This window comes from Xanthomonas sp. JAI131 (genome assembly GCF_013410075.1).
GTDB classification, from domain to species: domain Bacteria; phylum Pseudomonadota; class Gammaproteobacteria; order Xanthomonadales; family Xanthomonadaceae; genus Xanthomonas_A; species Xanthomonas_A bonasiae.
In genome coordinates this window covers 974,893-998,027 of sequence record NZ_JACCCN010000001.1, presented here as the reverse complement: position 1 = coordinate 998,027, position 23,135 = coordinate 974,893, and the positions used below count along the sequence as shown (strand labels likewise).

24 protein-coding genes and 1 riboswitch are annotated in these 23,135 nt (G+C 70.9%); of the genes, 18 read left to right on the top strand and 6 right to left on the bottom strand.

All coding sequences use genetic code 11. The features are described from left to right. Window positions 1-107 precede the first annotated feature (107 nt). The 14 genes from HDC36_RS04070 (at window position 108) to HDC36_RS04005 (ending at window position 11,355) form a co-directional block, all read left to right on the top strand. Complete coding sequence (locus tag HDC36_RS04070) at window positions 108-644, top strand: cytochrome b/b6 domain-containing protein (RefSeq protein WP_179565607.1); 537 nt, start codon at window positions 108-110, stop codon at window positions 642-644. Window positions 645-704: 60 nt separating this feature from the next. Beyond that, the gene (locus HDC36_RS04065; RefSeq protein ID WP_179564645.1) at window positions 705-2,066 is read left to right on the top strand and encodes a cytochrome C; all 1,362 of its coding nucleotides are present in this window, start codon (window positions 705-707) and stop codon (window positions 2,064-2,066) included. Window positions 2,067-2,133: 67 nt separating this feature from the next. Further along, a complete protein-coding gene (locus tag HDC36_RS04060) occupies window positions 2,134-2,493 on the top strand; it encodes a c-type cytochrome (protein ID WP_225209705.1) in 360 nt (119 codons plus the stop codon). A 271-nt stretch (window positions 2,494-2,764) separates the two neighbouring features. Further along, window positions 2,765-3,526, top strand: coding sequence for a hypothetical protein (locus tag HDC36_RS04055; RefSeq protein ID WP_225209677.1), 762 nt, complete (start codon window positions 2,765-2,767; stop codon window positions 3,524-3,526). Window positions 3,527-3,590: 64 nt separating this feature from the next. Further along, complete coding sequence (locus tag HDC36_RS04050) at window positions 3,591-4,178, top strand: sigma-70 family RNA polymerase sigma factor (RefSeq protein ID WP_179564641.1); 588 nt, start codon at window positions 3,591-3,593, stop codon at window positions 4,176-4,178. After that, window positions 4,175-4,825, top strand: coding sequence for a zf-HC2 domain-containing protein (locus HDC36_RS04045; protein ID WP_179564639.1), 651 nt, complete (start codon window positions 4,175-4,177; stop codon window positions 4,823-4,825). The genes HDC36_RS04050 and HDC36_RS04045 overlap by 4 nt, the downstream gene beginning before the upstream one ends. Next, window positions 4,822-6,153: a S8 family serine peptidase gene (locus HDC36_RS04040; protein ID WP_179564637.1), complete on the top strand. Its 1,332-nt coding sequence runs from the start codon at window positions 4,822-4,824 to the stop codon at window positions 6,151-6,153. The genes HDC36_RS04045 and HDC36_RS04040 overlap by 4 nt, the downstream gene beginning before the upstream one ends. A gap of 11 nt (window positions 6,154-6,164) precedes the next feature. Continuing rightward, on the top strand, window positions 6,165-6,965 hold the full coding sequence (ccmC, locus tag HDC36_RS04035; protein WP_179564635.1) for a heme ABC transporter permease CcmC: 801 nt from the start codon (window positions 6,165-6,167) through the stop codon (window positions 6,963-6,965). Then, window positions 6,962-7,177 (top strand): heme exporter protein CcmD, encoded by a 216-nt coding sequence (gene ccmD / locus HDC36_RS04030; RefSeq protein WP_179564633.1) that lies wholly within the window; start codon window positions 6,962-6,964, stop codon window positions 7,175-7,177. The genes ccmC and ccmD overlap by 4 nt, the downstream gene beginning before the upstream one ends. Then, window positions 7,161-7,637 carry a cytochrome c maturation protein CcmE gene (gene ccmE, locus HDC36_RS04025; protein WP_179564631.1) on the top strand — a complete coding sequence of 159 codons (477 nt, stop codon included), beginning with the start codon at window positions 7,161-7,163 and terminating at the stop codon, window positions 7,635-7,637. The genes ccmD and ccmE overlap by 17 nt, the downstream gene beginning before the upstream one ends. Before the next feature lie 58 nt (window positions 7,638-7,695). Further along, window positions 7,696-9,681 carry a heme lyase CcmF/NrfE family subunit gene (locus HDC36_RS04020; protein WP_179564629.1) on the top strand — a complete coding sequence of 662 codons (1,986 nt, stop codon included), beginning with the start codon at window positions 7,696-7,698 and terminating at the stop codon, window positions 9,679-9,681. Then, window positions 9,678-10,220 carry a DsbE family thiol:disulfide interchange protein gene (locus tag HDC36_RS04015; protein ID WP_179564627.1) on the top strand — a complete coding sequence of 181 codons (543 nt, stop codon included), beginning with the start codon at window positions 9,678-9,680 and terminating at the stop codon, window positions 10,218-10,220. The genes HDC36_RS04020 and HDC36_RS04015 overlap by 4 nt, the downstream gene beginning before the upstream one ends. After that, window positions 10,217-10,702: a cytochrome c-type biogenesis protein gene (locus HDC36_RS04010; protein ID WP_179564625.1), complete on the top strand. Its 486-nt coding sequence runs from the start codon at window positions 10,217-10,219 to the stop codon at window positions 10,700-10,702. Before HDC36_RS04015 ends, HDC36_RS04010 begins: the two co-directional genes overlap by 4 nt. After that, window positions 10,696-11,355 (top strand): cytochrome C biogenesis protein, encoded by a 660-nt coding sequence (locus tag HDC36_RS04005; protein ID WP_179564623.1) that lies wholly within the window; start codon window positions 10,696-10,698, stop codon window positions 11,353-11,355. The genes HDC36_RS04010 and HDC36_RS04005 overlap by 7 nt, the downstream gene beginning before the upstream one ends. 235 nt (window positions 11,356-11,590) lie before the next feature. Here the strand turns inward: HDC36_RS04005 and HDC36_RS04000 are convergent, their stop codons facing one another. After that, complete coding sequence (locus tag HDC36_RS04000) at window positions 11,591-11,950, bottom strand: response regulator (RefSeq protein WP_179564621.1); 360 nt, start codon at window positions 11,948-11,950, stop codon at window positions 11,591-11,593. A 500-nt stretch (window positions 11,951-12,450) separates the two neighbouring features. Here HDC36_RS04000 and HDC36_RS03995 point away from each other — a divergent pair, with 500 nt between their 5' ends. The 3 genes from HDC36_RS03995 to HDC36_RS03985 are packed head-to-tail and all read left to right on the top strand — an operon-like array spanning window position 12,451 to window position 14,743. Continuing rightward, window positions 12,451-12,798, top strand: a complete 348-nt coding sequence (locus HDC36_RS03995; protein WP_255432580.1) for a DUF3649 domain-containing protein — start codon at window positions 12,451-12,453, stop codon at window positions 12,796-12,798. Beyond that, window positions 12,795-14,414 (top strand): PepSY-associated TM helix domain-containing protein, encoded by a 1,620-nt coding sequence (locus HDC36_RS03990; protein ID WP_179564619.1) that lies wholly within the window; start codon window positions 12,795-12,797, stop codon window positions 14,412-14,414. The genes HDC36_RS03995 and HDC36_RS03990 overlap by 4 nt, the downstream gene beginning before the upstream one ends. After that, window positions 14,411-14,743, top strand: a complete 333-nt coding sequence (locus tag HDC36_RS03985; RefSeq protein WP_179564617.1) for a DUF3325 domain-containing protein — start codon at window positions 14,411-14,413, stop codon at window positions 14,741-14,743. The genes HDC36_RS03990 and HDC36_RS03985 overlap by 4 nt, the downstream gene beginning before the upstream one ends. Before the next feature lie 18 nt (window positions 14,744-14,761). Here the strand turns inward: HDC36_RS03985 and crcB are convergent, their stop codons facing one another. Beyond that, window positions 14,762-15,181: a fluoride efflux transporter CrcB gene (gene crcB, locus HDC36_RS03980; protein WP_179564615.1), complete on the bottom strand. Its 420-nt coding sequence runs from the start codon at window positions 15,179-15,181 to the stop codon at window positions 14,762-14,764. A gap of 111 nt (window positions 15,182-15,292) precedes the next feature. Beyond that, window positions 15,293-15,363, bottom strand: a riboswitch (Fluoride riboswitch). A gap of 1 nt (window position 15,364) precedes the next feature. Beyond that, complete coding sequence (locus HDC36_RS03975) at window positions 15,365-16,675, bottom strand: replication-associated recombination protein A (RefSeq protein ID WP_179565601.1); 1,311 nt, start codon at window positions 16,673-16,675, stop codon at window positions 15,365-15,367. 181 nt (window positions 16,676-16,856) lie between these two features. Here HDC36_RS03975 and dmeF point away from each other — a divergent pair, with 181 nt between their 5' ends. Beyond that, entirely contained in the window at window positions 16,857-17,951 is a 1,095-nt protein-coding gene (gene dmeF, locus HDC36_RS03970; RefSeq protein WP_179564612.1) for a CDF family Co(II)/Ni(II) efflux transporter DmeF, read from the top strand. Between the two features lie 36 nt (window positions 17,952-17,987). Here dmeF and lolA read toward each other — a convergent pair whose 3' ends face one another. From lolA to HDC36_RS03955, 3 genes are all read right to left on the bottom strand, one after another. Beyond that, window positions 17,988-18,614, bottom strand: a complete 627-nt coding sequence (gene lolA / locus HDC36_RS03965; RefSeq protein WP_179564610.1) for an outer membrane lipoprotein chaperone LolA — start codon at window positions 18,612-18,614, stop codon at window positions 17,988-17,990. Between the two features lie 74 nt (window positions 18,615-18,688). Next, window positions 18,689-20,638 carry a DUF3857 domain-containing protein gene (locus HDC36_RS03960; protein WP_225209678.1) on the bottom strand — a complete coding sequence of 650 codons (1,950 nt, stop codon included), beginning with the start codon at window positions 20,636-20,638 and terminating at the stop codon, window positions 18,689-18,691. A gap of 101 nt (window positions 20,639-20,739) precedes the next feature. Continuing rightward, a complete protein-coding gene (locus HDC36_RS03955; RefSeq protein WP_179564608.1) occupies window positions 20,740-23,097 on the bottom strand; it encodes a DNA translocase FtsK in 2,358 nt (785 codons plus the stop codon). Between the last annotated feature and the right edge of the window lie 38 nt (window positions 23,098-23,135).

Here is a 23,135-nt window from a genome sequence, read left to right as displayed (position 1 = left end):
GGCACGCCACCATGACTTCATCCACGCAGGCCGACGACGGCACCTCTCTCTCCGACGCGGCGGCGCATTCGCCACCCGCATCTGCCGCTGCAGGGTTGCCGCGGCCGATGGTGCTGCTGCACTGGCTCACCGTGCTGTGCCTGGTGCTGGCGGCGGGCCTGATCCTGCTGCGCGAAGAGGTCGAGGGCCGTGCCGTGCGCCAATGGTTGCTGGAGGGACATCGGCATTTCGGCCTGTTCGTGCTCGGCCTGTTCTTCCTGCGCGTGGCGCTGCGCCTGCGCCTGGGCAAACGCCACGACCCCGAGGCCGCCTCGCCGCTGCTGCGTGCGGAGGCCGCCTCGCCGCTACTGCGTGCGCTTGCCGGGCTCACCCACGTGGTCATGTACGCGCTGCTGCTGACCCTGCCGGTGCTGGGCTGGGCGCTGAGCCAGTCCATGGGCAAGCCGGTGCATCTGTTCGCCGCCACGCTGCCGGAACTGGTCGCCCCCGATCCGGATCTGGCCGACACGCTCGGCGCCTGGCACGTGTATGCCGCCTGGGCGCTGCTCGGCCTGATCCTGCTGCATATCGGGGCCGCGCTATGGCACCACTTCGTGCGCCGCGACGACACCCTGCGGCGAATGCTGCGCTTGCGCCGCGGCTGAACCGTGCTTTACGCCCTTCCCTCGTCCGCCGCCGCGCCGACCCGCTCAAGGACCCATCGCATGCAGACCACCCCGTCCCCTTCTTCCTTCTTCCGTCCAGGCACGCTGCGTGGCGCCGAGCAGGTGCTGCTGTGGTCCACGCTCGGCTCGCTGTTGCTGCTGGCCAGCCCGCGCGCCGCGGCGGTGCCGGCGTTCGCGCGGCAGACCGGCTCCTCCTGCGCGGACTGCCACATCGGCGCCTACGGCCCGGCGCTGACCCCGTACGGCATGCGCTTCAAGCTCAACGGCTACACCGACAGCGACGGCAACGGGACCAAGATCCCGGCCTCGGCGCAACTCACCGGCACCCGCAGCGTGCCGGTGCGCGGCAAGACCAACAACCAGCTCAGCGAGGCCGACCTGTACCTGGCCGGCCGGGTCAGCGACAACGTCGGCGGCTACATCAAGGTCTCCAGCACCAACAACGGCAAGGACAAGTTCACCACCAAGCTGGACAACGTGGACCTGCGCTTCGTCGCCAAGACCTTCAAGCTCGGCGGCAAGGACGCGCTGCTCGGGGTGAGCGTCAACAACAACCCCGGCAGCCAGGATCCGATCGGCGTGCTGCCCAATGCCTCCGGCCTGGGTCCGGCCTCGGCCTACGCCGGCTCCACCACCCTGCTCAACCAGTCCTCGCTGTCCAACCGGGTGATCGGCACCAGCGTCTACGGCGTCTACGACCGCAACTGGTACGGCGAGATCGGCACCTACAACGCGCTGCCGGTCTCCACCCAGGACGACCTCGGCTACGCGGTCGGCGGCGACCCGGGCAAGCTCAGCGACACCGGCTACCTGCGCCTGAGCTACATGAAGGACATGAAGAAGCAGTTCTTCTCCGCCGGCGTGGTCGCGCTGAGCACGCGCCGCCAGCTGCCGCGCAGCACCGGCCCGCGCGACGACTTCACCGACCTGGGCTACGACCTGAACTACCAGTTCCTCGGCACCCGCGAGCACATCCTCAAGCTCGGCTACCTCAACATCTACGAGCGCCGCCGCTACGGCAGCGCGGCGATCGACCCGGCCGACCCCAGCGTGGCCGGGCTGCGCCGCGGCAGCATCCGCGACCAGTCGATCAATCTCAGCTACACCTACAAGCAGAGCTACGGCCTGCTGCTGGCGCACTTCATCAATACCGGCTCGGCCGACCCGTTCCGCTACAGCCCGTACGGCACGCCCGACACCACCAGCAACCTGATCAGCGCCTCCTGGGCGCCGTTCGGCAAGGACGACTCGTTCACCTCGATCGCCAACCTGCGCCTGTCCGCGACCTGGTTCCGTTTCAGCAAGTTCAACGGCACCACCGGCAACGTGTTCGGCGCCCTGCCGGTGACCCGCCCGCACGACCTGAACCAGTTCTCGCTGGCCCTGAGCCTCGCGTTCTGAGCACACCTTTCCCCCAGTACGGATCGTCATGAAACCAGCCAACGCATTTCCCCTGTGGTGCACCCTGATGGCCAGCCTGCTGCCGCTCGGCGTCGCGCTCGCACCCGCCGCGCATGCCGGCGGCGGCCTGCCCGGCGCCGGCGTGTTCGCCACCGAATGCGCCGAATGCCATAGCGCGGCGCCGGGCAAGAACAAGAAGGGCCCGACCCTGTTCGGCGTGGTCGGGCGCAGCGCCGGCAGCGTGCCCGACTACCGCTACTCGGACGCGATGAAGAAGACCCAGTGGACCTGGAGCGACGACAAGCTGCGCAGCTACCTGGCCCAGCCCGCGTCCAAGGGCATCCCCGGCGCCAACATGAAGTACGACGGGCTCGACGACAGCAAGCAGCTCGAGGACCTCATCGCCTATCTCAATACCCTGCATTGAAGTCGGCGCCCGGCCCCGGCATAGTCGAAACTGAACCCGGCGGTCCACGCCGGGTGTGCGCCGCGTCGCCGCCAGTCCGCAACGCCGATAATGGCGAGCGTCCACGCGGCGAGCGCTCCGGCGTTGCCGCTGCCACGCGCCCCAGCGTCCCCTGCGATCCGACCCGCGACCATCGAGCGACCGTGCACAACCGCCCTTCCGCCGCCGGCTCCCTGTCCCCGACCGCCCTGCCCGCGACCGACATGGGCCGCCGCCGCGGACACCGCCATGCATGGGCATCCCGACCGGCATGACCGCGGCCGCAGGTGACCTGGCGCAGCGTGCCGCGCGCCTGCGCCCGCTGCGCGGCACGCTGGCGCTGGCGGCGGCGCTGTGCCTGCCGGGCACGGCGCTGGCGGCCAAGCTGGGCGGCGCGGTCGGGCTCAGTTCGCAATTGGTCGATCGCGGCATCGCGGTGACCGCCGACACCCCGTCCCTGCAGCTCGCCGGCTACTGGCTGCCCGCGCCGGGCTGGTCGCTGGGCGCGTCCGCCAGTACCGCGCTGGACGCGCCGGGCCACCAGTTGCTGACCACGATCGAGCTGTCGCGCAGCTGGACCCTGTCCGACAGCTGGCAGATGCAGGCCGGGCTGCTGCGCTACGACTACCCCGGCAACCGCATCAACCGCCTGTTCAACCGCAACGAGGCCAGCCTCGGCTGGTCCTACCGGGACCGGCTGAGCGTATCGCTGGCCGCGTTCGAGCTGCCCGACAGCTACCGTGGCCGCTGGTACGGCGCGGCCGACCTCACCGTGCACCAGCCGCTGCCGGGGCAGCTGTCGCTGTCGGCCGGGATCGGCATCAGCCAGGCCCCGCCGGCGCTGTACGGGCTGGACTACGCCGACCACTACAGCTACGGCCACGCCGGGCTGATGTGGAACGCCGGCGCCTGGAGCGTGGAGGTGGACCGCGTGTTCAGCGACGCGCGCAGCATCTACGCCAGGCGCGGCAACGGGATCTGGCCGTGGGTGGTCACCGTGTCGCGCGCCTTCTGATCCGCACGCAACCTTTCCGTGCCGACCCGGCACATACCGGTGCCCGTTGCCAAGCCAGCCCTCCATGACCGACACCGATCCACTAGGCGATGCCACCGACCGCATGCTGCTCCGGCGCATGGCCGGCGGCGACCGCGATGCGCTGGCCACCCTGTACCGCAACTACCACGGGCGCCTGTGCCGGTTCCTGTCGCGGCTGACCCGGCGCCCGGACATCATCGAGGAGGCGATCAACGACTGCTTCTGGATCGCCTGGCAGAAGGCCGGCGATTTCCGCGGCGACTCGCAGGTCTCGACCTGGATCATGGGCATCGCCTACCGCTGCGGGCTCAAGGCGATCCGCCACCACAGCGACGAGGCGATCGAGGACGGGGTGAGCGCCGAAGAGCATTTCGCCTCCTCCGCCGACCCGGACGAGGACCGCGAACTGCGCGACTGGCTGGGCAAGGGCCTGGAGCGGCTGTCGGCCGACCAGCGCCTGGTGGTCGAGCTGGTCTACGGCCTGGGCCACAAGCTGGAAGAAGTCGCGGCGATCATGCAGTGCCCGGTGGGCACGATCAAGGCGCGGCTGTTCCATGCCCGGGTCAAGCTGCGCAACGTGCTGCCGGGATTGGCCGGCGGCGCTTCCCCTCTGACGGAGAGCGTGTCATGAAGACAGGCTTCAACGAGCCGGGCAACGAGTGCTCGCATGCCTGGGAACTGATGCCGTGGGTGCTGCAGGCCAGCGCCACGGAAGAGCAACACGAGTGGCTGATCGCGCATCTGGCCAAGTGCAGCTTCTGCAGCGCCGAGTTCGCGCAGCAGAGCCGGCTGCGCATGGCGATGTCGCTGCCCAGCGACGTGGCGGTGGACGCCGAGGCCGGGCTGCAGCGCCTGCTCGGCCGCCTCGACGCGCCGGAACCGCAGCGCCTGCCGGCGCGCGCGCGCTCCAGCTGGACCACGCGGGCGCTGGTCGCCGCGGCGCTGGTGCAGGCGGTCGGACTGGGCGTGCTCGGGGTCAGGCTGTCCGCCAGCGACCAGGGCCAGGGCCAGGGCGCCAGCTACCGCACCCTCAGCGAGACCGCGCAGCCGCTGGCGAGCGACGCGATCCGCGTGGTGCCGGACGCGCGCATGACCCTGGCCGACTGGGACGCCGTGCTGCGCAAGCTGCAGCTGCGCGTGGTCGGCGGCCCCAACGGCGCCGGCGCCTACACCGTGGTGCCGGTCCAGGCCGGGTCGCCGGCGCAGCCGCAGCGCAGCGTGCAGCAGCTGCGTGCGACGCCCGGCATCCGCCTGGCGGAGCCGATTTCCGCACCATGAGCCTGCGTCGTCTCTGCTTGCTGATGGCCTGCCTCGCGCTCGGCGCCTGCGCCCATGGCGGGCGCAGTGGCGCCGACGCGCCCGTCGCTGCCACAGCGGCGCCGGCCAAGACGCCGACCCTGGACGCCTCGCCGGCGTTGGACAGCCAGCGCCAGATCGTGCTCGCGGTGGCCAACCCGATGGCCGCACCGGGCCGGCATGCCGGCTCCAACCTGATCGGCTATGCCTCTTCCAAGTATTACGGGGCCGGCACCCAGGCGGCGGCGACGCTGGACGCGCTGGCCCAGCGCTACGGCCTGCGCCAGGTGACCGGCTGGCCGATCAAGCCGCTGGGCGTGTACTGCGTGGTGTTCGAGCCGGCGCCGGGCGCGGCGCGCGACGCGCTGCTCGCCGCGCTGGCCAAGGACGAACGCGTCGCGCTGTCGCAGCCGTTGCAGGAGTTCGCCACCTACGCCGACCCGGCGCCGCCGGCCAAGCCCGCGCAGCCGCTGCGCTACAACGATCCCTACGTCGACATGCAACGCGGCTTCGCCGCGACCAACGCCGCCACCGCGCAGGTGCTGAGCCAGGGCCAGGGCGTGGGCGTGGCCATCGTCGATACCGGCGTGGACACCGCCCACCCCGACCTGCAGGGCCGCCTGCGCGAGGTGCGCGACCTGGTCGGTGCCGACCCCGCCGCGTTCAATCGCGATCACCACGGCACCGAGGTCGCCGGGATCATCGCCGCCGGCAGCAACAACCATCTGGGCATCGTCGGCATGGCGCCCAAGGCCATGCTCGACGTGTACAAGGCCTGCTGGTACCCGCAGCGCGCCGGGGCCGGCGCCGGCTGCAATTCCTTCACCCTGGCCAAGGCGCTGGTCGCGATCGGCGACACGCGCACGCGCATCATCAATCTGAGCCTGGGCGGGCCGGCCGATCCGCTGCTGCGCAAGCTGCTCGAGCAGTTGCTGCGGCAGGGCCGCATCGTGATCGCGGCGATGCCGCCGGACGGCCGCCTGGACGGCTTTCCCGACGGCACCCCGGGCGTGATCGTGGTACGCACCAGCAGCGCCACCGCGTCGCCGCCGGGGGTGCTCAGCGCGCCGGGCGAGGACATTCTCACCACCCAGCCCAACGGCGCTTACGATTTCACGTCCGGCTCGTCGATGGCCACCGCGCACGTCAGCGGCGTGGTCGCGCTGCTGCTGTCGCTGGCGCCGCAGCTGGACGCGCGCAGCGTGCACGAGCTGCTGCGCCGGACCAGCCGGCAACGCGACGGCCTGCTGCAGGTGGATGCCGCCGCCGCGGTACAGGCGCTGCCCCGCGCCGCCACGACGTCCCGCTGAGCGCAGCGGCCATGGCCAAGTGGATTCCGCACTGGATGCACCGGCTCGCCTCGCCGCCAACGTTCTATCGCGTCGCCGGCGCGATCCGGCCATGGGCGCTGGGCGCGGCGCTGCTGCTCGGCGCAGTGGCGTTCTACGGCGGCCTGGTGCTGGCGCCGCCGGACTACCAGCAACACGACGCCTACCGGATCATCTTCATCCATGTGCCCAGCGCCTGGATGAGCCTGTTCGTCTACGCCGCGATGGGCGCGGCCGCCTTCGTCGCCCTGGTGTGGCGGCTGAAGCTCGCCGAAGTGGCGTGCATGGCCTCCGCCTCGATCGGCGCCGCGTTCACCTTCATCACCCTGTGCACCGGCTCGCTGTGGGGCAAGCCGATGTGGGGCGCCTGGTGGACCTGGGACGCGCGGCTGACCTCGGAACTGGTGCTGCTGTTCCTGTACCTGGGCGTGATCGGCCTGTACCGCGCGATCGAGGATCCGCGCCAGGGCGCGCGCGCCGCCGCGCTGCTGGCGCTGGTCGGGCTGATCAACCTGCCGATCGTGCATTTCTCCGTGGTCTGGTGGAACACCCTGCACCAGGGCTCCACGGTGCGCGTGCTGGGTCCGTCGAAGATGCCGCTGGCGATGCTGTGGCCGCTGCTGACCGCGGTGCTGGCGAGCAAGTGCTATTACCTGGCCAGCCTGCTCGGGCGCATGCGCACCGACCTGCTGGCGCTGGAGCGCGGCAAGGGCTGGGTGCGGGCGCTCGCCCTGGCCGCACACGCGCCGGCGCCGCTGCCGGAAGCGCGCCTGGCGGCGGAGCGCGCGGCATGAGCGGCTTCTGGGCGATGGGCGGTTATGCCGCCTACGTATGGCCGGCCTACGCGCTGTTCCTGCTGGTGCTGCTGCTGGACACGCTGCTGCCGCGCTGGCGGCAGCGGCGCCTGCTTGCCGAGACGCGCGCACAGGTGGTGCGCGAACACAGCCGCCGCCAGCGCGGCGCCGCGCCGCTGTCGCCAGGTCCCGCCCATGAATCCCACCCGTAAGCGCCGCCTGCTGATCGTGCTGCTGGTGCTGGGCGCCGCCGCGCTCGCCACCGGCCTGTTCGTGCTGGCCCTGCAGCACAACATCAGCTACCTGTTCACACCGAGCCAGGTGCAGGCCGGCCAGGCCGACGGCTACCGCGTGTTCCGCCTCGGCGGCATGGTCAAGGCCGGCTCGATCCGGCGCAGCGCCGATTCGCTGCGGGTGGACTTCACCGTGATCGACGCCTCCGGCGCCACCGCGGTCGCCTACACCGGGATCCTGCCCGACCTGTTCCGCGACAACCAGGCGGTGATCGCCACCGGTTCGCTGCACGGCGCCGCTTTCGTCGCCACCGAGGTGCTGGCCAAGCACGACGAGACCTACATGCCGCAGGAGCTGAAGGACGCGATGGCGCAGGCCCATGAGGGCCGCACCGCAGCGGCGGTTTCCGCGTCGGCGGCCACGTCCGCGACGCCATGAAGCCGATGCCGCCCCACCGCGCCGCGCTGCGCTGGCCACGCTCGGCCGCCCTGCCGCGATGACCGCCGAACTGGCCCAGCTCGCGTTGATCCTGGCCCTGCTGCTGGCGCTGGCGCAGGGCCTGCTGCCGCTGCTCGGCGCCTGGCGTGGCGACCGTGCGCTGATGGCGGTGGCACGGCCGGCCGCCTGCGCGCAGGCGCTGTTCGCCTGGCTGGCCTTCGCCCTGCTCGCCTATGCGCTGCTGCGCCTGGATTTCTCGGTGCGCTACGTGGCCGCCAACGCCAACCTGGCGCAGCCCTGGTACTACCGGCTGGCCGCGGTCTGGGGCGCGCACGAAGGCTCGCTGCTGCTGTGGATCGCCATCCTCGACCTGTGGACGGTGCTGCTGGCGCGCAGCAGCCGGCACCTGCCGGAGGCGTTCGCCGCGCGTGTGCTGGGCGTGCTCGGCCTGATCGCCGCCGGCTTCCTGGCCTTCGTGCTGTTCACCTCCAACCCGTTCGCGCGGCTGTCGCCGATGCCGCTGGACGGCAACGAACTCAACCCGGTGCTGCAGGATCCGGGCATGGTGTTCCACCCGCCGGTGCTCTACACCGGCTACGTCGGCTTCTCGGTGGCCTTCGCCTTCGCCATCGCCGCCCTGCTCGGCGGCGAACAGCAGCAGGCCTGGGTGCGCTGGGCGCGACCGTGGACCAATGTCGCCTGGGGCTTCCTCACCGCCGGCATCGTCGCCGGCAGCTGGTGGGCCTATGCCGAACTGGGCTGGGGCGGCTGGTGGTTCTGGGATCCGGTGGAGAACGCCAGCTTCATGCCGTGGCTGGTCGGCGCGGCGCTGATCCACACCCAGGCGGTCACCGAAAAGCGCGGCGCGCTCGGCGCCTGGACCCTGCTGCTGTCGATCCTGGCCTTCTCGCTGTCGCTGCTGGGCACCTTCCTGGTGCGCTCGGGCGTGCTGACCTCGGTGCACGCCTTCGCCGCCGACCCGCGCCGCGGCCTGTACATCCTCGGCTTCCTGATCGTGACGGTCGGCGGTGCGCTGCTGCTCTACGCGCTGCGCGCGCCGCGGCTGGCCGCCGGCAAGCCGTTCGCGGCGCTGTCGCGGGAAACCGCGATCCTGGTCGGCAACCTGATGCTGACCGTGGCCGCGGCGATGGTGCTGCTGGGCACGCTGTTCCCGCTGCTCGGCGATGCGCTGCGCTTGGGCAAGGTCTCGGTCGGCCCGCCCTACTTCGGCCTGCTGTTCCCGCTGCTGATGCTGCCGGTGGTGCTGTTGCTGCCGTTCGGCCCGTACCTGCGCTGGGGCCGGACCGAACCGGGCGCGCTGCAGGCAGTGGCCGTGCGCGCGGTGCTGGCCGCACTGGCCTGCGCGCTGGTCGCCTTCGTGTTGACCGACGGCTCGGCCCGCGCGGTGGCCGGCGTCGCCGCCGCCACCTGGATCGGCATCGGCACCGCGCTGTATGCCTACAAGCGCCTGCGCGAAGCGCCGCGCGGGCGCCGCTTCCCGGCGGAGCTGGCCGGCATGCTGTTGGCCCATGCCGGCGTGGCGGTGTTCGTGGCCGGCGTGCTGCTGTCGGAAAGCCTGTCGATCGAGCGCGACGTGCGCCTGGCGCCCGGGCAAAGCGAACAGATCGGCGGCTACGCGTTCCGCTTCGATGGCGTGCGCATGATCGACGGGCCGAACTGGAAGGCCGAGCAAGGCACGCTGACGGTGAGCCGCGACGGTGCGGCGGTGGCGGTACTGCATCCGCAGAAGCGCCTGTATTCCAGCGAACGGATCCAGACCGAGGCGGCAATCGATGCCGGCGTCGTCCGCGATCTGTACGTCGCGCTGGGCGAGCCGATGGACGACCAGCACATCGAGAACGCCTGGACCCTGCGCCTGTACTACAAACCCTTCATCCGCTGGATCTGGCTGGGCGGCCTGCTGATGATGCTCGGCGGGTTCGTCAGCGCCTGCGCGCGCCGGCTGCGTGCGCCGCACCCGGTCGCACCCGGCGCCGAGCTTGCCGCGCCGCTCGCCACGACCGCATCGGCGATACCGACATGAGCCGGCTGCTGCCCCTGCTTGGTTTCCTGCTGCTGGCCGCACTGTTCGGTTTCGGCATCTACTGGAGCCGCGCGCACGACCCGCGCGAGGTGCCCTCGCCGCTGATCGGCAAGCCGGCGCCGGCGTTCTCGCTGCCGCGCCTGGACGATCCCGCGCAACGCGCCGGCAGCGCCGAATTGCGCGGCCGCCCGTACCTGCTCAACGTGTTCGGCAGCTGGTGCCTGGCTTGCGGCGAGGAGCATCCGCTGCTGCTGGCGCATGCCAACGACCTCGGCGTCGCACTGATCGGCTACGCCTACAAGGACGACCCGCGCGACGCGCGCGCCTGGCTCGCGCAGCGCGGCAATCCGTATGCGCTGGTGGTGGTCGATCAGGATGGACAGCGCGCGATCGACTTCGGTGTCTACGGTGCTCCGGAAACCTTCCTGATCGATGCCCGGGGCGTGATCCGCTACAAACATGTCGGCGTGCTGACGCCTGCAGTGATCGCCGGCGAACTGCGTCCGGCGATCGCCGCGCTGGACGGAGCGCAGCGATGAGCGGTCCATTTGCGCGGGCGCTGCGCGGCCGGCCATGGACCAGGCCGTGGCTGTCGCTGCTGGTCTTGCTGCTGCTCGCCCACGCGTTGCCGGCGGCGGCGCAGGCGGTGGATCCGTTGCCGTTCCGGGATCGGCAGCAGGAACTGCGCTTCCAGCGCCTGACCGCGCAGTTGCGTTGCCTGGTCTGCCAGAACGAGAACCTGGCCGACTCCAACGCGACGCTGGCGCGCGACCTGCGCCACCAGGTGTTCGCGCAATTGCAGGCCGGCCGCAGCGATGCGCAGATCAAGCAGTACATGGTCGATCGCTATTCCCGGTTCGTGCTCTACGACCCGCCGCTGGCGCCCGGCACCTGGCTGCTGTGGTTCGGCCCGCTGCTGTTCCTGCTCGGCGGCGCGGCCATGGTCGTGGCCACGCTGCGGCGCCGGGCCGCCGCCGCGGCGCACGTGGCGCCGGACCAGGAGCCGGAAGAACAATGGTGACGGCCGGCTTCGGCATTGCTGCCGCGGGAATGGTCGGCATCGCCTTGGGCGCCTTGCTGTGGCCGCTGCTGCGCCGGCGGCCCGGCGCCCGCGTGCAGCGCTGCGTCGCCGCGGCGCTGGTGGCGGTGACGCTGCCGCTGGCGAGCGCGGGCCTGTATCTGCTGGTCGGCGATCCCGCGGCGCTGGCAGGCATCCCCGTGCAAGCCGCGCCTGCGCCCGACCCGGACGCGGCGCAACGTGCGCTGCAGCGATGGATGGAGCAGGCCGCGGCCGCGGCGCAGGCCAAGCGCAGCGCCGAGGCGCGCGACGCCTACGCGCAGGCGCTGCGGATCGCCCCGGACGACAGCGAGGCGATGCTCGGCTGGGTCGAGGCGGACATGGCGCAGCAACCCGACTTCGCCGTCGGCCCGGCCGCGCACGGCATGCTCGAGCGCATCCTCGCGCGGCAACCGGACAACCAGCGCGCGCTATGGATGCTCGGCATCGGCGAGTTCCAGCAACACCGCTACGCCAACGCCGCGATGCGCTGGCGTCACCTGCGGACCTTGCTGCCGGACGCTTCCCCGCTGCGCGCGGCGGTGGCACAGAAGATCGTCGCCGCCGACGCGATGGCCGCTGCGCCCGCCGCCCGGGCGCCTCCCGCGACGCGTTGAAGCGCGACTGTCGATACCGCCGCGACGGCACGCTGCCTCGGCATTCCCCGCACATGCGAGCCCAGGCGCCACTTGCGCCGATCGAGGCCTGCGGTGCGATCGGCCCGCAGGTGGCCGGCGCTGCCGGTCAGTCGCGCTGCGCAGCCACGGCGCTTGCCCGCCTTGGCCATGCCGCGACCAGCGCACGCACCGCAGGCCGGTTGGACCCTGTCGCATCGCCGATCGCCGAAACCGGTCAGAGCACGGCCTTGATCTTGCCCTGCAGCGTCTCGGCGTTGAAGGGCTTCATGATGTAGCCGCTCGCCCCCGCCTCCTTGAGGGCGGTGATGTCGTCGCGCCTGTCGTTGGCCAGGACCATGATGAACGGCGTGCCGGCCAGCGCACGGTCGCTGCGGATTTCGCGCAGGAGCTGCAGGCCGGTCATCGGCTGCATGTTCCAGTCGCACAGGACCAGGCCGATCCTGTCCGCCCGCAACGCGGCCAGGGCCGACGCACCGTCTGCAGCCTCGGCCACGTCGTCGTAGCCGAGCCGATTCAACAGGTTCTGGATGACACGCCGCATGGTGCGGTAATCGTCGACCACGAGAATCTTCATCCATCGCATCTCCGCAGTGATCCGTTGCCGGCATCGATCGGCCATCGTGCGCGTCAGGCGCGGGACCGTGCCGTGACGGGAGCGCGGCACCGGCCGTCGGTCCCTTGCGCTCGGCATCGTTGCCTGGCCCATGGTGCCAGCAGCGCGGGAAGGATGGCAGCGCCGGAACATGCCGCGAGAGATCGTCATTCGTCCCGAGCCGCTTGCCGGCGCCGTGGCCTGACTGCCGCCTCCGCTACCTGCGGCCATGGCACCAGGCATGGCCGCAAGGTTCGAGCGCCGCCGCTGCGGATCGCTCCGCCAGCGCTTCAGCCGACGGCCAACCCCGGCGGCACGTTGCGCAGCGTGGTCCTGGCATGCGCTGCGCCCACTGCCGCATTGGCGGCGCATTGCGCAGCAAAGATAGGAATGCGTATCATTAACGTGTTCGGCATGCTTCATCGCCGCCACGCTCCCGCCTAGCCCGATGCCAAGCCGGTGCCTTTTCCCGACAGGCTTCCATGCATCCAGTTCCTCCCGCGCCCCTGCACGATCCCCACGCCTCGCGCCCGCCCGCCGCGTCGCGGCGTCCATTGCCACCCTGGCTGGGCGTGCTGTCGCGCACCCTGGCGGCGATCTTCGGCGGCTATGCGCTGGCCGCGGCGACCTCCGCGCTGCTGCCACTGCTGTGGCCGAGCCTGCGTGCGCAGGCCGTGCTCAGCGGCATGATGCTGGGCATCCTGGTCTGCGCCTGCACCGCGTTGTGGGCGTTCGCCGCGCGCAGCGCCGCCCGCGCCTGGCTGGGGATCGTCGCGTTGCTGGCGCCGATGGCCCTGGCCATCGCCTGGCTGCAGCAGCACACGCCATGAAGCAGGGATTCCGTCAGTCGATGGCCTGGCTGCACACCTGGACCGGGCTGCTGGTCGGCTGGGTGCTGCTGCTGATCTTCATGGCCGGCACCGCCAGCTATTTCCGCAACGAGATCAGCCGCTGGATGCGCCCGGAGCTGCCGCGCGCGTCGCTGGGCACGGACACCGTGGCCGCACGTGCAGTCGCGTTTCTGGAGCGGCAAGCGCCGCAGTCGCCGCAATGGACGGTGTCGCTGCCGGGGGCACGCTCCTCGTTCACGCAACTGTTCTGGCGCAATCCGCCGCCGGCCGACGGCAGCGCCCAGAGCCGCAAGCAGATGTTCGGCGACGCACTGCTGGATCCGCTCAGCGGCCAGGCCAGCACCGCGCGCGACACCCGCGGCGGCGAGTTCTTCTATCGCCTGCACTTCGACCTGCACTACATCCCGGTGATGTGGGCGCGCTACATCGTCGGTTTCTGCGCCATGTTCATGCTGGTGGCGATCATCAGCGGGGTCATCACCCACAAGAAGATCTTCAAGGACTTCTTCACCTTCCGCCCGGCCAAGGGCCAGCGCTCGTGGCTGGACTTCCACAACGTCAGCGCGGTGCTGGCCCTGCCCTACCACGCGATGATCACCTACACCGGGCTGGTCACGCTGATGCTGATGTACCTGCCGTGGGGCATCAAGGTCGCCTATCCGAATGCCGAAGAAGCGTTCTACGCCGAAGCGTTCTCGCAGCCGGAGAATCCCCGCGAAGCCAGCGGCCGGCCGGGCACGCGCCTGCCGATCGCGCGCCTGCTGGACGTGGCGCGCGCCGAATGGGGTGCGCAGGCTCCGATCGCCGGATTCTCGCTGTACAACCCGGGCGATGCCGCGGCGGTGATCGAGATCCGCCAGGGAGAGGGCCGGCGCCTGGCCTACGACCCGCCGGCGCTGCTGCTGGACGCCGGCAGCGGACAGGTCCTGGCGCGCAGCGGCAGCCCCGGCGCGGCCGCGCAGACCCGCAGCACGCTGTACGGCCTGCACCTGGCGCACTTCGCCGGGTCCGGGCTGCGCTGGCTGTTCTTCGGTTCCGGCCTGCTCGGCTGCCTGATGGTGGCCAGCGGCGTGATCCTGTGGGCGGTCAAGGAACGGCCCAAGCACGCCAAGGCCGGCCGGATCGGTGTCGGCCTGCGCCTGGTCGACGCGCTGAACATCGGCACGGTGGCCGGCCTGCCGATCGCCTTCGCCGCCTATTTCTGGGGCAACCGGCTGATCCCGGTGCATCTGGCCGAGCGCCCGGAGCAGGAAGCGGCGGCGTTCTTCCTTGCCTGGGCAGCGGCGCTGGTCGCCGCCTTCGTCTGGCCAAGGCGCGCGATGTGGGCCTGGCAGTTGTACCTGGGTGCGGCCCTGTTCACGCTGCTGCCGGCGCTCAACGCACTGACCACCGACGCGCATCTGGGCAATACCCTGCCGGCCGGCGACTGGGCGCTGGCCGGTGTGGACCTGGTCTGCTTCGGGCTGGGCTGCGTGCTGGCGGTCGCGGCGCGGCGCATGCAGCGCTGGCAGCCGCCGCTGTCGGCGGCCGAACGCCGCGCGCGCGAACGGGCGGCGGCGCAGCCCGTGTCGACCACGGCACTGGAGACGCCATGAACCTGCTCGGCCTGGGCCTGGCCTTTTCCGGCTTCGTCGCGCTGTGCCTGGCGATGGAGAAACACCAGCTGGAACTGTACGGCGCGCAGCGCGCCGCGCCGGCGCGGATGCGCCAGCTGCGCATCGGCGGCTGGCTGCTGCTGGCCGCGGCGTTCGCGTGCTGCGTGACAGCGCTGGGCTGGACCATCGGCCCGGTGCTGTGGCTGGGCACGCTCAGCGCCAGCGCCGCGCTGCTGACCTACGGCCTGCTGCCGTACCGGCCGCGCGCCATCGTGCCGCTGGCGCTGGCAGCGCCGCCGCTGGGGCTGGCGGCCGCGCTGCTGTCCTAGCACGCACGGCCAATGCACTCACTTGCCGGCACTGGCTGCCGGCGGTCGCAGTTCGGTCGCCACACGGGCGCCGCCGATCACCAGCAGCAGGCCCGCCGCCAGGGTGATCGCCAGGTACAGCGGCACCATGCCGCCGCGCCCGTTGCGCAGGAACACCAGGCTTTCCATCATCAGCGAGGAGAACGTGGTCAGGCCGCCGAGCAGGCCGACGACCAGCAACGCACGCCAGTACGGCGCGCTGGCGCCCTTGCCTTCGATCCAGACCAGCAGGAAACCGCCGAAGAACGCGCCGACCAGGTTCACCGTCAGCGTGCCCCACGGGAAACCGGCGCCGTAGCGCTGCAACAAGGCGCTACCGACGGCGAAGCGCACACCGGAGCCGACCGCGCCGCCGGCCATCGCAAGCAACAGCTGCTGCCACCACAGGGCGAAGTTCATGCGCTGCCCCGCTGCGCGGCGGCGCGGCGGCGTGGGAAAACGAAAACGAAGTGCGGCATCGTGGTCTCCAGATCGGGCGATGCCGGGGCGCAGGCCTGCCGCCCCGGCGGGGGTTGGGCAGGCATCATCAGCGCGCAGGGACTGCGGGCGGTTCGAGGAGGAATGCCATCTCCTTGATGCCGATTATGAGCGCGTCGGCTTGGCCTTGTCAGCCCGTGCCTGCTCGCGTGCGGCGCGCAGCCGGTCGAGCTTGTCCTTGAGCTTGATCTCCAGGCCGCGCTCCACCGGCCGGTAGTACACGCGCTCGCCCATCGCATCCGGAAACCCGGTCTGGTCCAGGGCGATGCCGCCTTCGGCATCGTGGTCGTACTGGTAGTGCTCGCCGTAGCCGAGGGTCTTCATCAGCTTGGTCGGCGCGTTGCGCAGATGCAGCGGCACTTCCTGGGTGCCGCTCTCGCGCACTTCGGCCTTGGCCTGGTTGAACGCGGCGTAGCCGGCGTTGGACTTGGCGGTGCTGGCCAGGTACAGCACCAGTTGCGCGAAGGCCAGCTCGCCTTCCGGACTGCCCAGCCGCTCGTAGATGTCCCAGGCTTCCAGCGCCATCTGCTGGGCGCGCGGATCGGCCAGGCCGATGTCCTCGATCGCCATGCGGGTCAGGCGCCGCGCCAGGTAGGCCGGATCGCAGCCGCCGTCGAGCATGCGCGTCAGCCAGTACAGCGCCGCATCCGGATTGGAGCTGCGCACCGACTTGTGCAGCGCCGAGATCTGGTCGTAGAACTGCTCGCCGCCCTTGTCGAAGCGGCGGGTGCGGTCGGCCAGCACCTGCAGCAGGGTCTGCGGGGTGATCTCGCCGTCCTCGCCCTGGGCCAGCTCGGCGGCGATCTCCAGCAGGGTCAGCGCGCGCCGCACGTCGCCGTCGGCGGCGCTGGCGATCTCCAGCAGCGCGGCGTCCGAGACCCGGATCGCGTCCTCGCCCAGGCCGCGCTCGCTGTCGTGCAGCGCACGCTGCAGCGCCTCGACGATGTCCTGCGGCGACACCGATTCCAGCACGTGCACGCGGCAGCGCGACAGCAGCGCCGAGTTCAGTTCGAACGACGGGTTCTCGGTGGTGGCGCCGACGAACAGGATGGTGCCGCGCTCGATGTGCGGCAGGAACGCGTCCTGCTGCGCCTTGTTGAAACGGTGCACCTCGTCCACGAACAACACCGTGCGGCGCCCGTCGGCGAAGCGCTGCGCGGCCTCGGCCAGCACCAGCCGCACCTCCGGCAGGCCCGACAGCACCGCCGAGATCGCCTTGAACTCGGCCTCGGCATAGTGCGCCAGCAGCAGCGCCAGGGTGGTCTTGCCGCAGCCGGGCGGTCCCCACAGGATCATCGAATGCACGCGCCCGGACTCGACCGCGCGGCGCAGCGCGCTGGCCGGGGCCAGCAGGCGTTTCTGGCCGACCATTTCGTCCAGCGTGCGCGGGCGCATGCGCTCGGCCAACGGGCGCATCGCATCGCGATCGACGCTCAGCAGGTCGGGGGTATCGGGGGCGAGGAGTCTGCGCTTGGCCACCTGCGCATTCTATCGCCGGCGCGTGCAGGCCGCGCGTTGCCGGTGGCGCCGGCAGCGCAAACCGGCGCCGCGCTGTCGCTACAATCCGTTGCGTTCCCCCTGCCCTGCGAGTGCCCCGATGAGCCACCACCGCACGCTGGACGCCTTCACCCATGCGCACGACTTCCTCGGCGATCGCCACGAGCGCAACGCGCGCCGGACCTGGGCGGTGGTCGCGCTGACCGCGGCGATGATGCTGGTGGAGATCGTCGCCGGCTGGTGGACCGGCTCGATGGCGCTGCTCGCCGACGGCATGCACATGGCCACCCATGCCGGGGCGCTGTCGATCGCCGGCTTCGCCTACTGGTTCGCGCGCCGCCACCGGCACGATCCGCGCTTCAGCTTCGGCACCGGCAAGGTCGGCGACCTGGCCGGGTTCTGCAGCGCGCTGATCCTGGCCCTGATCGCGCTCGGCATCGGCGTGGAGTCGGCGCTGCGCCTGGCGCAGCCGGTCCACATCGCCTACGACGAGGCGATCTGGATCGCGTCCTTGGGCCTGTTGGTGAACCTGGTCAGCGCCTGGATGCTCGGTGCCGACCATCACCATGGTCACGATCACAACCACGATCACGGGCACGGCCATTCCCACGCGGCGCAGGCGCCGGCCGCGCAGCGCCACGCACATCACGACCACGACCACGACCACGACCACGACGATCATGCACACGGGCACGGGCACGATCATGCCCACGCCCACAACCATGGGCCCGACCATACGCATGGCAGCAGCGCCCACACCGCGCACGCGCACACCGACCACAACCTGCGCTCGGCCTACGTGCACATGCTGGCCGACGCCCTGACCTCGGTGCTGGCGATCGTGGCCCTGCTGCTGGCCAAGACCCTGGGCTGGCTGTGGATGGACGCGCTGATGGGCATCGTCGGCGCCATCGTCATCGCGCGCTGGTCGCTGGGCTTGTTGCGCGACACCGGCGCAGTGCTGCTCGACGCTTCGGCGCCAGCCGCCTTGCAGGCGCAGATCCGGCAACGCCTGGAACAGGACGACGAGCGCATCGCGGACCTGCACGTGTGGCGGATCGGCCCCGGCCAGCATGCGGCGATCGTGTCGCTGGTGACCCACCGGCCGCGGCCGGCGACGTTCTACCACGCGCGCCTGGAGGGCGTGGCGACACTGGGGCACGTCAGCATCGAAGTGCAGACCTGCCCCGATTGAGCCGGCCCGGCGTGGCCGCAGCCGGCGTTCGGCGCCTCAGCGGTCGCCGACCACGTCCACGTCCTTGTCCGGCACGTAGCGGAAGGTGCCGGCGGCGAAGGCCGGGTTGCGCTGCCAGCCGCTGAAGCTGATCTCGGTGCGCTGGCCGACCGCATCGACCACCTCCATCCGCGCCAGGCCGTTACCGTCGAAGCCGAGCTTGGCGATCTGGAAGCTGGCCTCGGTGTCCACCTTCGGCGTCATCGACAGCCACTGCAGGCCGTCGCGCGCCACCGCTTCCTCGCTGACGTCGTACTGGCGGTCCAGCTTGCCCGGGTCGATCAGCGCGGTCAGCGGGCTGTTCTGCTCCTCGGCGCCCTGGGTGCGCACGGTGACCTGCTTCAGGTCCGGATCGTAGACCCAGACCTTGGCGCCGTCGGCGACGATCAGCTGCGTATAGGGCTTGCGGTATTCCCAGCGGAACAGGCGCGGCGCCGACAGCGCGACGCGGCCGCTGGCGGTTTCCTTCAGCGCGCCCTTGCCGTCGTAGACCTTCTGCGCGAACTGGCCGTCCAGGCCCTTGAGCCCGCGGGTGAAGGTGTTCAGGTCGTCGCGCGCGCCGGCGAAGGCGCTGCCGGCCAGCAGCGCGCTGGCGAGGACGGTATAGCGGAGTGTGCGAAGCATGCGGATGGAGTTCCGGATGGAGTGTGGGAAGTGTGCCGCGAACAAGCTGAATAGGCGATCAGACCCCGATGCGCTCAGTGCCCGGTCTGCATGCGGCCGAGGTCGCCGTACAGGATCTGGCCGCGGAAGCCGCGCCGCACCTGCTGGTACAGCTCGCGGAACGCGGCATAGTCCTGCGGCTGGCACAGCGCCTGCGGGCCATGCACCGCACGCCGGTGCAGCGTGTGCGTGGCGACCACGGTCTGCCCGTCGCGCACCCAGGTCGCGGCGTATTCGCCGGCGGCGTTGCGGAAATGGGTGTCGGCCGGGATCGCGATGATCGGCACGCTGTCCGGGAAGGTCAGCCGGTAGGTCTCGCTGCGCGCGTTGTCGTTGCAGTAGAACGGGGTCAGGTTGCGCTCGGCCGAGGTGGTCGCATAGACCCCGCGCACCGAATCGGCGCCGGGCATCTGCGGCAGGGTCATGCCGCCGACCACGCCGAAGTCGACGTAGTCGGTGGCGTGAAATTTATAGGCGTAGCCGAACGGCCGGCTCAGGTCCTGCGGCGCTCCCTGCAGCTCCAGTTCGCCGCTGCCGTCGAAGCCGGACGTGGCCAGGATCGATTCCTCGATGCGGGTGCGGTTCTGCGTATTGAGCTGCACGAACATGGTGCGCAGGCCGATCTCGCCGATCTGGCCGCTGTCCAGCCGGGTGGTGCCGCTCAGGCTGCCGTCGGCGGCGAAGCGGTAGTCGGCCTCGGCCTGGTACAGGTTGACCCGCGCGTCGTTGGGCGGGGTCCGCGCCACGCTGCCGTCGACGGTGTGCAGCACCGGCACGCCGAGATCGCCGGCCGGCAGCTGGCCGAAGCGCGCGTAGGGATTGGTCGAGTCCACGTACAGCTTGAACTCGGGCAGATAGGTGATGGCGTGGTTGAAGCGGCCGAGCACCGGCACCTCGGGCAGGGTCGGCCCGCCTTCGGCGCCGATCAGCACCGGCGTGCTGGCGATGCCCTTGGCCGCCAGCAGCGCCTCCAGCACCACGGTGTGGTCCTTGCAGTCGCCGTAGTGGTTGTCGAGGATGCTGTCGGCGCTGTTCGGCTCCAGCCCGCCGTTGCCCAGGTACACCGCCACGTAGCGGATGTTGCGCGCTACCCATTCGTACAGCGCCGCGGCCTGCGCACGGCGGTCGCCGATGCCGGCGGTGATCTGCTCGGCGCGGGCGCGCACCTTCGGCGTGACCTGCGCGGCGACGCCGCTGCTGCGCTGGTAGGCCTGGCCCATCTGCGACCAGCGGCGGAAGCTGCTGGCCATGATGGTCGGGCTGAACTCCCAGGTCGCCGCCGCCCAGTTCTGGCTCTTCATCGGCTCGCGGCGCTGGTAGCGCCATTCCCAGCGCGCCTGCGCGCCATCGATCTTCGGCGTGTCGGCGCCGTCCACGCCGCGCGTGGACACGTGCATCGGCATGCGCCGCGGCGCGACCAGGGTCACCGTCGCGTCGTCGTACTGGGAGAACACGCTGAAGGTCTCCCACAGGCTGAAATAGCCCGGGAAGTACGGCACGGTCTGGGTGCGGCGCACCCGGTACACCAGCCGCGTGCCCGGCATCAGGTTGGGGAACACCACCACCTTGACCTTGCGGTCGGCGTACATCGCCGCCGAGGCGCTGGAGTAGCTTTCCTGGGTGTAGATCTTGTCGGCCGGCACGTCGTGGCGCAGCCCGTCCGGGGTGATCGCGTAGGCCGCCAGCACCTCCAGCGTCTCCAGCTTCTCGCTGTAGCTCAGCCGCACCTGGCTGAACTTGTCCACGCCGGCCTTGGTCTTCAGCAGCAGCTCGTACTCGTCGGTCTCCACGCTGCTGGCGTCGTCGCGCACCTCGTAGTCGGCGCGGTAGCGCACGTAGCTGTAGTTGTTGGCGACTTCGGGCGTGGCCGCTGCAGGGCTGGCCGCCGCGGCGGCAGCGGCTGGCGGCTGCGCGGCGGCAGCGGATCCGGCCACGGCAAGGACGGCGCACAGCAACAAACGCACGGTGCAGGCGGTTCGGGACATCGGCAACGGCAGCGGGCGGAAACGGCCGCCAGCATCGCATGCGGCGCTGCGCCGGGCGGTTCCGATGGCCGGGAACCGGGATGCGGGCCGCGTCGCGCGTCTCACTTCGGCGGCGGCGGCGCCAGCACGCTGCGGTCGCCGTTGTGTTCGGGCGGGCTGACCACGCCGGCCGCTTCCATCGCTTCGATCAGCCGCGCGGCGCGGTTGTAGCCGATCTTCAGCCGCCGCTGCACGCCGGAGATCGACGCGCGGCGGGTCTCGGTCACGATGCGCAGGGCTTCGTCGTACAGCGGGTCGGACTCATCCCCGCCGCCGCCGCTGCTCTCCGGCAGGCCGGTGGCGCCGACCACGGTGCCGTCGCCCATGGTCTGTACCTCGTCGAGCACGCCCTCGATGTAGTCGGCCGGGCCGCTGGCCTTGAGATGCTCGACCACGCGGTGCACTTCCTCGTCGCTGACGAAGGCGCCGTGCACGCGGTCGGGCATCGCCGTGCCCGGCGGCAGGTACAGCATGTCGCCGTGGCCGAGCAGGGTCTCGGCGCCGGACTGGTCGAGGATGGTGCGCGAGTCGATCTTGGAGCTGACCTGGAACGCGATGCGGGTCGGGATGTTGGCCTTGATCAGGCCGGTGATCACGTCCACCGACGGGCGCTGGGTGGCCAGGATCAGGTGGATGCCGGCGGCGCGCGCCTTCTGCGCCAGGCGCGCGATCAGCTCTTCGACCTTCTTGCCGACGATCATCATCATGTCGGCGAATTCGTCGATGAAGATGACGATGAACGGCAGCGTGTCCAGCGGCCGCGGCGCCTCGGCCAGGTCCGGGTTGGGCTTGAACAGCGGGTCCATCATCGGCTGCCCGGCGTCCTGCGCGTCCTTGACCTTCTTGTTGAAACCGGCCAGGTTGCGCACCCCGACCGTGCTCATCAGCTTGTAGCGGCGCTCCATCTCCGCCACGCACCAGCGCAGGCCGTTGGCGGCCTCCTTCATGTCGGTGACCACCGGCGCCAGCAGGTGCGGGATGCCCTGGTAGACGCTCAGCTCGAGCATCTTCGGGTCGATCATCAGCATCCGCAGTTCCTTGGCCGAGGCCTTGTACAGCAGGCTCAGCACCATCGCGTTGACCGCCACCGACTTGCCCGAGCCGGTGGTGCCGGCGACCAGCAGGTGCGGCATGCGCGCCAGGTCGGCCACGGTCGGGCGGCCGGCGATGTCCTTGCCCAGCGCCAGGGTCAGCGGGCTGGCCGACTTGTCGTATTCCTTGGAGCGCAGCAGTTCGCTGAGATAGATCATCTCGCGGCTGACGTTGGGGATCTCCAGACCGACCACCGACTTGCCCGGGATCACGTCGACCACGCGCACCGACTTCACCGACAGGCCGCGCGCGATGTCCTTGTCCAGCGAGCTGATCTGGCTGACCTTGACGCCCGGCGCCGGCTCGATCTCGAAGCGGGTGATCACCGGGCCCGGATAGGCGCCGACCACCTGCGCCTCGATGCGGAAGTCCTTGAGCTTGAACTCGATCTGCCGCGACAGGGTCTCCAGGGTTTCCTCGGAATAGCCCTTGGTCTGCGGCTTGGGATCGTCGAGCAGGGCCAGCGGCGGGATGCCGGACTGGTCGCCGCCGGTCCCGTGGAACAGCGGGATCTGCTGCTCGCGCTTGGCCCGCTCGCTCTTCTCCACCACCGGCGCCGGCGGCGGCTCGATCTTGACCGGTTCGCGCTTGGCGCGCTGCACCGCATCGACCTTGCGCACTTCCTCGCGTTCCTCGCGCATGGCGCGGGTCTGCTGCCATTCGTTGGCCTGCTGGCTGCCGCGCCGGGCCAGCGTCGGCAGGGTCATCACCGCGCGGCCGATGCGCTCCATCACCGCGAACCAGGACAACCCGGTGGCCAGGGTGATCGACACCAGCAGCAGCACCAGCACGAACAGGTTGCTGCCCAGCGCGCCGAAGCCGGCGGTCAGCGAACTGCCGACCAGCTTGCCGAGGATGCCGCCGGCACCGGCCACGTCGCCGCTGAACAGGCGCAGGTGCAGCAGCCCGGTGCCGGCGATCAGGAAACCGACGATCCCGACCAGGCGCAGCGCCGGGCCCAGGTCGGCCTCGCCATCGCCATCGCTGTCCATGCCGAACAGCGCGATCCAGGAGACCGCGCCGATCACCACCGGCAGCAGGAACGCCACGTAGCCGAACAGCTGCAGCAGCACGTCGGCGATCCAGGCGCCGAACTTGCCGCCCATGTTGTGCACCGGCGCGACCACGCTGCCGGTATGCGACCAGCCCGGGTCGGTCGCCGAATAGGTGGCCAGGCTGGCCAGCAGGTACAGCAGCAGCGGCGCGATCGCGATCAGCGCCAGGTCGCGCCACAGCTTCTGCCGGCGCGGATTGGCCGCGGCGGCCTGCTTGCGTGCGGCCGCGTTGGCGCCCTGGGATTTGCCGCGTTCCGGAACCTGCTTCGCCACGCTATGACCAGACCTTAGAAATACACCGTTAGTGATTG

Bases quoted from the DNA above. Each gene is read 5' to 3' on its own strand.
- HDC36_RS04070 (WP_179565607.1), top strand. From the start codon at position 108: ATGGTGCTGCTGCACTGGCTCACCGTGCTGTGCCTGGTGCTGGCGGCG.
- HDC36_RS04065 (WP_179564645.1), top strand. From the start codon at position 705: ATGCAGACCACCCCGTCCCCTTCTTCCTTCTTCCGTCCAGGCACGCTG.
- HDC36_RS04060 (WP_225209705.1), top strand. From the start codon at position 2,134: ATGGCCAGCCTGCTGCCGCTCGGCGTCGCGCTCGCACCCGCCGCGCAT.
- HDC36_RS04055 (WP_225209677.1), top strand. From the start codon at position 2,765: ATGGGCATCCCGACCGGCATGACCGCGGCCGCAGGTGACCTGGCGCAG.
- HDC36_RS04050 (WP_179564641.1), top strand. From the start codon at position 3,591: ATGACCGACACCGATCCACTAGGCGATGCCACCGACCGCATGCTGCTC.
- HDC36_RS04045 (WP_179564639.1), top strand. From the start codon at position 4,175: ATGAAGACAGGCTTCAACGAGCCGGGCAACGAGTGCTCGCATGCCTGG.
- HDC36_RS04040 (WP_179564637.1), top strand. From the start codon at position 4,822: ATGAGCCTGCGTCGTCTCTGCTTGCTGATGGCCTGCCTCGCGCTCGGC.
- ccmC (WP_179564635.1), top strand. From the start codon at position 6,165: ATGGCCAAGTGGATTCCGCACTGGATGCACCGGCTCGCCTCGCCGCCA.
- ccmD (WP_179564633.1), top strand. From the start codon at position 6,962: ATGAGCGGCTTCTGGGCGATGGGCGGTTATGCCGCCTACGTATGGCCG.
- ccmE (WP_179564631.1), top strand. From the start codon at position 7,161: ATGAATCCCACCCGTAAGCGCCGCCTGCTGATCGTGCTGCTGGTGCTG.
- HDC36_RS04020 (WP_179564629.1), top strand. From the start codon at position 7,696: ATGACCGCCGAACTGGCCCAGCTCGCGTTGATCCTGGCCCTGCTGCTG.
- HDC36_RS04015 (WP_179564627.1), top strand. From the start codon at position 9,678: ATGAGCCGGCTGCTGCCCCTGCTTGGTTTCCTGCTGCTGGCCGCACTG.
- HDC36_RS04010 (WP_179564625.1), top strand. From the start codon at position 10,217: ATGAGCGGTCCATTTGCGCGGGCGCTGCGCGGCCGGCCATGGACCAGG.
- HDC36_RS04005 (WP_179564623.1), top strand. From the start codon at position 10,696: ATGGTGACGGCCGGCTTCGGCATTGCTGCCGCGGGAATGGTCGGCATC.
- HDC36_RS04000 (WP_179564621.1), bottom strand. From the start codon at position 11,950: ATGAAGATTCTCGTGGTCGACGATTACCGCACCATGCGGCGTGTCATC.
- HDC36_RS03995 (WP_255432580.1), top strand. From the start codon at position 12,451: ATGCATCCAGTTCCTCCCGCGCCCCTGCACGATCCCCACGCCTCGCGC.
- HDC36_RS03990 (WP_179564619.1), top strand. From the start codon at position 12,795: ATGAAGCAGGGATTCCGTCAGTCGATGGCCTGGCTGCACACCTGGACC.
- HDC36_RS03985 (WP_179564617.1), top strand. From the start codon at position 14,411: ATGAACCTGCTCGGCCTGGGCCTGGCCTTTTCCGGCTTCGTCGCGCTG.
- crcB (WP_179564615.1), bottom strand. From the start codon at position 15,181: ATGAACTTCGCCCTGTGGTGGCAGCAGCTGTTGCTTGCGATGGCCGGC.
- HDC36_RS03975 (WP_179565601.1), bottom strand. From the start codon at position 16,675: ATGCGCCCGTTGGCCGAGCGCATGCGCCCGCGCACGCTGGACGAAATG.
- dmeF (WP_179564612.1), top strand. From the start codon at position 16,857: ATGAGCCACCACCGCACGCTGGACGCCTTCACCCATGCGCACGACTTC.
- lolA (WP_179564610.1), bottom strand. From the start codon at position 18,614: ATGCTTCGCACACTCCGCTATACCGTCCTCGCCAGCGCGCTGCTGGCC.
- HDC36_RS03960 (WP_225209678.1), bottom strand. From the start codon at position 20,638: ATGTCCCGAACCGCCTGCACCGTGCGTTTGTTGCTGTGCGCCGTCCTT.